The sequence below is a fragment of the Streptomyces sp. NPDC055078 genome (assembly GCF_053607985.1).
The window spans coordinates 1-5,347 of sequence record NZ_JBSGUP010000579.1 but is presented as its reverse complement, the minus strand read 5'-3'; the positions used below and the strand labels follow the sequence as shown (position 1 = coordinate 5,347).

Genomic DNA, 5,347 nt, shown 5'->3' with positions numbered 1-5,347 from the left:
ACCGCACACCCGCCCCCTTCCCGCATGCGGGAAGGGGGCGGCTTCGTCACGCCTGCTGCGCCGAATCGCCTGCGGGTTCGATCGTTCGCTTGGGCTCAGCGGTGCGCCCGATCGGGGCATGGAAGTTCGGTGAGGAACAGCACGTCGACCTAGACTTCCCACTGCTTGCCAGCGCGGCTGAGCTGCGAAACCTTCACTTTGAACCCCAAGATGAAGGCCTGGAACTGGAACTTCCCAACGAGGCGACGAACGATGCCAACGGCGCTGGAGGCTTCCCCGGGTGAACGATTGCGCACCCTGCGCGACCTCCTTGGGCTGACTGGCGCAGATCTTCACCAGCTGACAGGAATCAGCCAATCCTGGATCTCGCAGGTCGAGACCGGGCCACGGGAACCCTCACCGGAACGTCTCGCTCAGATCGCCCGAGCAACAGACACGCCCCTGAACTTCTTCTACGCCAAACCGTCGAGCGTTCCCCTGGACTCGCTGCGGTTCCGGAAGACGGCCTTGGCCAGCCGCACCGTGACACGTCGGGTAAGCGCCTTCTACGGAGAGGGCTTCCGGGTCACTGAGGAGGTCACCGGCAAGGCCAACTACCCGGCCCCGCCGCTGCCCTACGCCGACACCCAAGAGCTCACAGACGACGACATTGAGGAGCTGGCCGATGAGACGCGTGTGGCCCTCCGGCTAGCACCGGACAAACCTATCCCCCACCTCACACGAGCGCTCGAACGCTGTGGCGTGGCCGTCGCGCCCATCATGTTGCCTGATCCAACAGGTGACTCGCCCAGTCCGACCAACAAGCACTTTGGGGTCTCTTACTGGGCAGGGATCGGGGAGACAGCTTTGATCGCGTACTTCCCAGGCCAGCAAGGGGATCGTGATCGCTTCACGCTGGCGCACGAACTCGGGCACATCATCCTCCACACCTTCCGTCCGCGCGCGAAAGATCCAGAGAGTGAAGCCAACCGCTTCGCTGGTGCCTTGCTCGTGCCAAGGGAGCGAGCGGTGGAGGAGATCAAGGATCGCCTCACGCTTGAGGGCTTCGCTCGGCGTAAGCAGACATGGGGGGTCTCCATTCAGGCGCTCATTATGCGAGGAGCTGCGGTGGGGAACATTGGGGAGAGCCGAAAACGGTCCCTCTATGTTCAGCTGACTCAGCGAGGCTGGCGCAAGGAAGAACCGGTTTCCGTCGGCCAGGAGGAACCTCTGCTGCTGTGGACTCTGCTGAACCGGCAGTTCGGCGAGAAGCCGTACCTGTCCGCCTCTGAGGAACTGGCGATCCAGCCTGCGGTCTTGCGCTCGATCGCCCCTCAACCTGCGAGGAAGGGGCACTCCGCAGTGCCCACTGAGGGAAAGGTCGTTGCGCTCAGGCAACGACCACGAGGAATTGCGTCGTCACGGAATGACGGTGAAGGCCCGCCTCGAACACAGGCTCGCTGACCTTCTCACACCGCCCCCTGTCCGGCCTTCGGGGTCGGGCGGGGGGCTACTTCTTGTTCTTGGTGATGCCTCGGAGGATCTGGGAGACGCGTGGCTGGCCGATGCCGAGGGTCTCGCCGATGGCGGTGACGGTCATGGTCTCGCGCATCTCCTGCACCGCTGTCTGGCGTGCGTGGCGTACGTCGGAGTGAAGGTCGGGCCAGGCGTCGAGGAGGGTGCCGAGTGCACGCGCGCGGTCGACAGAGTCGGCGATCGCGCCGAGACGGTCGATGATCGCTCGGACATCGGCAATGGGATCGGGTGCGTCGCTCACGGTATGAGGGTACCCCTTTAGCAAGCATGCGGGTACCCCCTCGACGTGAATATGGGAGTACCCCTATGACCGAGTCATCGCCAAGGGGCCCAGCCCCAAGGCAAGACCACACAAAGGAGGGACAATGACCACTGGGGAGAAGATCAGCATCGCGCTCAACGCGACGATCCTGATCGTCAACGCGATCGCCGCGTGGGCACGTCAAGGCGCTGCCGAAGCGGAAGAAGGGTCGCCGCCGTAAGCCCCAAGGCTGACGGAGGGACCGGGGGAGCCTTACACCCCCGGTCCCGCTCCCCAGACTGCACCACCCGACCACACCGGGCAACTCCCGCAACCAGGAGAGGGAATGACCAAACAGACCAAGATCCTTGCCGTGTGCACCACCCTCAGCCTCATCGCGCTGATCGCCACGACAGCCACCGCCGGCACGCTGTGGTGGCTGTGGGCGGCATGGGCCGTGATCGCGGCCGTCACCGTGTGGGTCGTCGTCACCGACACCCGCCGGGCGTAACACCGAACACCCGCCCCCTGTCCGCACGTCGCGGGCAGGGGCAGCTTCGCCATGCCCGGCCGGGTGATTTCCGGACACCTGCACCTATTCCGTGGCCGAATGCAGTGCCATGCTGGGGGTTGTGGTAGCGGGTCCTCCGCCATCCCCCGGGCGGGGGCCCCGCGCCTCGGGCCTGTCCCTTCCGACCTCCCTGCGGGAGGGCCGACACCTGCCCGCGACGCTCTCGCCATCAGTCCGATTACGTTGCGTCGATCGGCTCTGGCCATAGCCCAGTTCAAGCACCTCCCCGAGGACCGCCCCCCGCGCGGGCTGTCTACGATCCTGCTGAGGACAAGGGACGGAGTTGGTCTGGTGGATGAGCAGCGATTCGCCCGGTTCGAGCAACAGGGGCGAGTGCAATACGGGCGAGTGGTCGGGACGACGGACGGTGGAACGCTGGACGTGTTGAGCGGCGACCCTGTCCGCAGTCAAACATCCCGTACGGGGCAGAGCGTCCCCTGTGCGGATGTCCGGCTGCTGGCCCCCGTGGCGCCGGGGAAGATCGTTGCCGTGGGCCGGAACTACGCCGATCACATCGCGGAGATGGGCGTGGGGGCGCCGGCCGTACCGCGGCTGTTCCTCAAGCCGCCGTCGGCAGTCATCGGCCCGGGAGCGCCGATCCGCTATCCCGTCCAGTCTCACCAGGTGGAGTACGAGGCCGAACTCGCCGTGGTCATCGGCCGCACCGCCCGTGGCGTATCTGCGGCGGACGCCCTCGACTACGTATTCGGCTACACCTGCGCCAACGACGTCACGGCCCGGGACATCCAGAAGGCTGACGGACAGCCGTCCTGGGCCAAGGCGTTCGACACGTTCTGTCCGCTCGGTCCCTGGATCGCCACCGACCTCGACCCGACCGCGCTGGAGATCGAATGCCGGGTCAACGGTGAGCGGCGGCAGCACGCCAGTACAGCGCTGTTGATCTCCCCGGTCGCGGCCTTGATCGAGTACATCAGCGCGGCCGTCACGCTGGAACCCGGGGACGTGATCCTGACCGGGACCCCCGCTGGGGTGGGCCCTGTCGTGCCGGGTGACGTGGTCGCGGTGTCGGTCACCGGTATTGGGACGCTCCGCAACCCGGTCGTCTAGGCCCGCATCAGCTCGGCGAACTGCCGTCCCGCAGGCAGCTCGGGGCGTCCCGCTGCGGCGCCGAAGTCCTCGCAGTACCGGACGACCATGCCCGTCCGATGGTCGGCAGGGAGCGCACTGAGTGCTTCACCAGCGATCCGGTACGCCTCTTCCGGTTCGCCGGCGCGAGCGAGGCAGGTGGCGCGGTCGATGCGGATGAGGGCCGGATCGAGGCGCTCTGTCGGCGCGTAGGCGCTGAGTGCCCGCCGCTGTGCTGCCCATGCGTCATCGGTGCGCCCCAGGTGGGTCCACGCGTTCCCCAGGTGGAACAGGAACTGCCGCTCCGTGTACCCGAACGCGATGTCGTGGCGGTCCGCCTGACTGAGGTCACCGAACATGGCCTCTGCCTGCCGCAGCAGCGGCAGCACCTCCGTGCCACGCCCCATACGGGCCAGTGCCCTGGCCTCTACCACCAGGGCGCGGGCCGACGCGGGCCCAACGGCGCTTCCCAGTTGGTGACGGGCCCCGGATGCCTGCGTGTACGCGGCTGCGGGAGTGCCGAAGTACAGGGACACGATCGCCGAGCGGACCCGTAGCGTGCCCTCCAGCTGAGCATCTCCGGCCTCCGCAGCGGCGAGCCGGCCCGTATGGAACCAGCCTCGCGCCTCCCGGTGCGCGCCGAGCGCGGACGCGAAGATCCCGGCGAACGCCGCCAGTTGGGCCGCGACCCGGCACAGCCGTTGCCGGTGCCGTATCGGCTGCCGCTGCTCCAGCATCCGCTGTACTTCCGCAAGGTCGGCGAGGACATCGCCGAGGAGATGCTGGGGCGGCAGAGTCTGGTAGGCGCGGGCGTAGTCCTGCGCGATCTCTTCCCACCGCTCCAGCGTCGCGGCACTGGTGCCCGAGAGTCTGCGCGACCGGCACGGCCTCCCGCATGAACCGTCCATAGCCCCAGCCGCGCTCCTTGAGCAGCAAGCCGAAACCCGTCAACTCGGCCACAAGATCTCCCTGCATCGCCGAACTCCGACCCTCCGATGGTGACCCACGCGCATCCGCTCGCGCGCCCTCAGGGACATTCCAGGTCCAAAAAGTCCACGCCACGACCACGCCAGGGCCGCTCAGGACACAGAGGTCCGCCGTAGGGACGTACCCAGGTCTACGGCCCCACCGACAGCATGCGGTGACGCGCAATCACCGATGCCGCGCCAGACCGACGTGTGGGAGCCGACCCGTGATGACGATGACGGTGTACCGGATGGGCCCCGGCGGGCGCAGGCAGACTGTGCGTCCGGTGACCGAGGTGGCGGGCGACGGAGACCCGGCCCGTGTTCCGGAGTCGCAGGAGTACCCGCCGTGCGCCTGCCGCCGCTGCAAACGCCGCGCCCAGACCCCGGTCCCCGTGCTCCCGGTCCGGTCCGGCTGGTGCCACTGGCACGGCGGACCCTCCGGCACCGGCCCGCACGATCAACCTCATCGAGCGTGCCTACGGACCCCCGTACCCGCAGACCGCCTGCGCCCCGTGCCGCGAACAGCGCGGACTCACCGCCCTCACCGACACGACCCCCAGGGAGCCGCTGTGGAACGCCTGACCGTGGACTCCCTGTGCGGAGCACTCCGCCCCGAAGCCCGGAAGATCTTCTGCACCCACCCCCGGACCACACAGGCGACCACCACCACGAATACACCGGCACCACCTGGCCCCACACCACAGGCAAACCGGAATGACCGCACCCCCGCCGCAGGCCGCCCCTCCGTGCAGAGACGCACCCGTGCCACCGACGCGGGATCTGACGTGGGACCAGGCCCTGGGCCAGCCCTGCTACGCCTGCGGACAGCTCCTCACCTCCGGGGCCGTGCACGGCGGCTGGGCCCGGGGCCGGGCCGGTGCCCACGTCCTCGACGCCGAGGTCTGGGCGTGTCCCGACCCAGCCACCCTCTGAGACCGCCCCGGTCCGTCCGCGCATCCCCCGTAG

6 protein-coding genes and 1 pseudogene are annotated in these 5,347 nt (G+C 68.1%); 5 read left to right on the top strand and 2 right to left on the bottom strand.

Going from position 1 to position 5,347, the window contains the following annotated elements; translation table 11 throughout:
* Together ACWF94_RS32475 and ACWF94_RS32470 are read left to right on the top strand one after the other, a co-directional pair.
* A pseudogene (locus ACWF94_RS32475) lies at window positions 1–284 on the top strand (hypothetical protein); the annotation flags it as partial.
* Window positions 253–1,443: a helix-turn-helix domain-containing protein gene (locus tag ACWF94_RS32470; protein ID WP_453496720.1), complete on the top strand. Its 1,191-nt coding sequence runs from the start codon at window positions 253–255 to the stop codon at window positions 1,441–1,443. The pseudogene ACWF94_RS32475 and the gene ACWF94_RS32470, both read left to right, overlap by 32 nt.
* 46 nt (window positions 1,444–1,489) lie before the next feature.
* Here ACWF94_RS32470 and ACWF94_RS32465 read toward each other — a convergent pair whose 3' ends face one another.
* Window positions 1,490–1,756 (bottom strand): RNA polymerase subunit sigma-70, encoded by a 267-nt coding sequence (locus ACWF94_RS32465; protein WP_453496717.1) that lies wholly within the window; start codon window positions 1,754–1,756, stop codon window positions 1,490–1,492.
* Between the two features lie 346 nt (window positions 1,757–2,102).
* On the opposite strand from ACWF94_RS32465, the gene ACWF94_RS32460 reads away from it, so the two are divergent.
* Together ACWF94_RS32460 and ACWF94_RS32455 are read left to right on the top strand one after the other, a co-directional pair.
* Window positions 2,103–2,267: a hypothetical protein gene (locus ACWF94_RS32460; RefSeq protein ID WP_453496714.1), complete on the top strand. Its 165-nt coding sequence runs from the start codon at window positions 2,103–2,105 to the stop codon at window positions 2,265–2,267.
* A gap of 351 nt (window positions 2,268–2,618) precedes the next feature.
* Window positions 2,619–3,395: a fumarylacetoacetate hydrolase family protein gene (locus ACWF94_RS32455; RefSeq protein WP_453496711.1), complete on the top strand. Its 777-nt coding sequence runs from the start codon at window positions 2,619–2,621 to the stop codon at window positions 3,393–3,395.
* Here the strand turns inward: ACWF94_RS32455 and ACWF94_RS32450 are convergent.
* The gene (locus ACWF94_RS32450; RefSeq protein ID WP_453496708.1) at window positions 3,392–4,321 is read right to left on the bottom strand and encodes a hypothetical protein; all 930 of its coding nucleotides are present in this window, start codon (window positions 4,319–4,321) and stop codon (window positions 3,392–3,394) included. The genes ACWF94_RS32455 and ACWF94_RS32450 overlap by 4 nt on opposite strands.
* Window positions 4,322–5,143: 822 nt before the next feature.
* Here ACWF94_RS32450 and ACWF94_RS32445 point away from each other — a divergent pair.
* Window positions 5,144–5,314: a hypothetical protein gene (locus tag ACWF94_RS32445; RefSeq protein WP_453496705.1), complete on the top strand. Its 171-nt coding sequence runs from the start codon at window positions 5,144–5,146 to the stop codon at window positions 5,312–5,314.
* Window positions 5,315–5,347 lie beyond the last annotated feature (33 nt).

Bases quoted from the DNA above. Each gene is read 5' to 3' on its own strand.
- ACWF94_RS32450 (WP_453496708.1), bottom strand. From the start codon at position 4,321: ATGGACGGTTCATGCGGGAGGCCGTGCCGGTCGCGCAGACTCTCGGGC.
- ACWF94_RS32460 (WP_453496714.1), top strand. From the start codon at position 2,103: ATGACCAAACAGACCAAGATCCTTGCCGTGTGCACCACCCTCAGCCTC.
- ACWF94_RS32470 (WP_453496720.1), top strand. From the start codon at position 253: ATGCCAACGGCGCTGGAGGCTTCCCCGGGTGAACGATTGCGCACCCTG.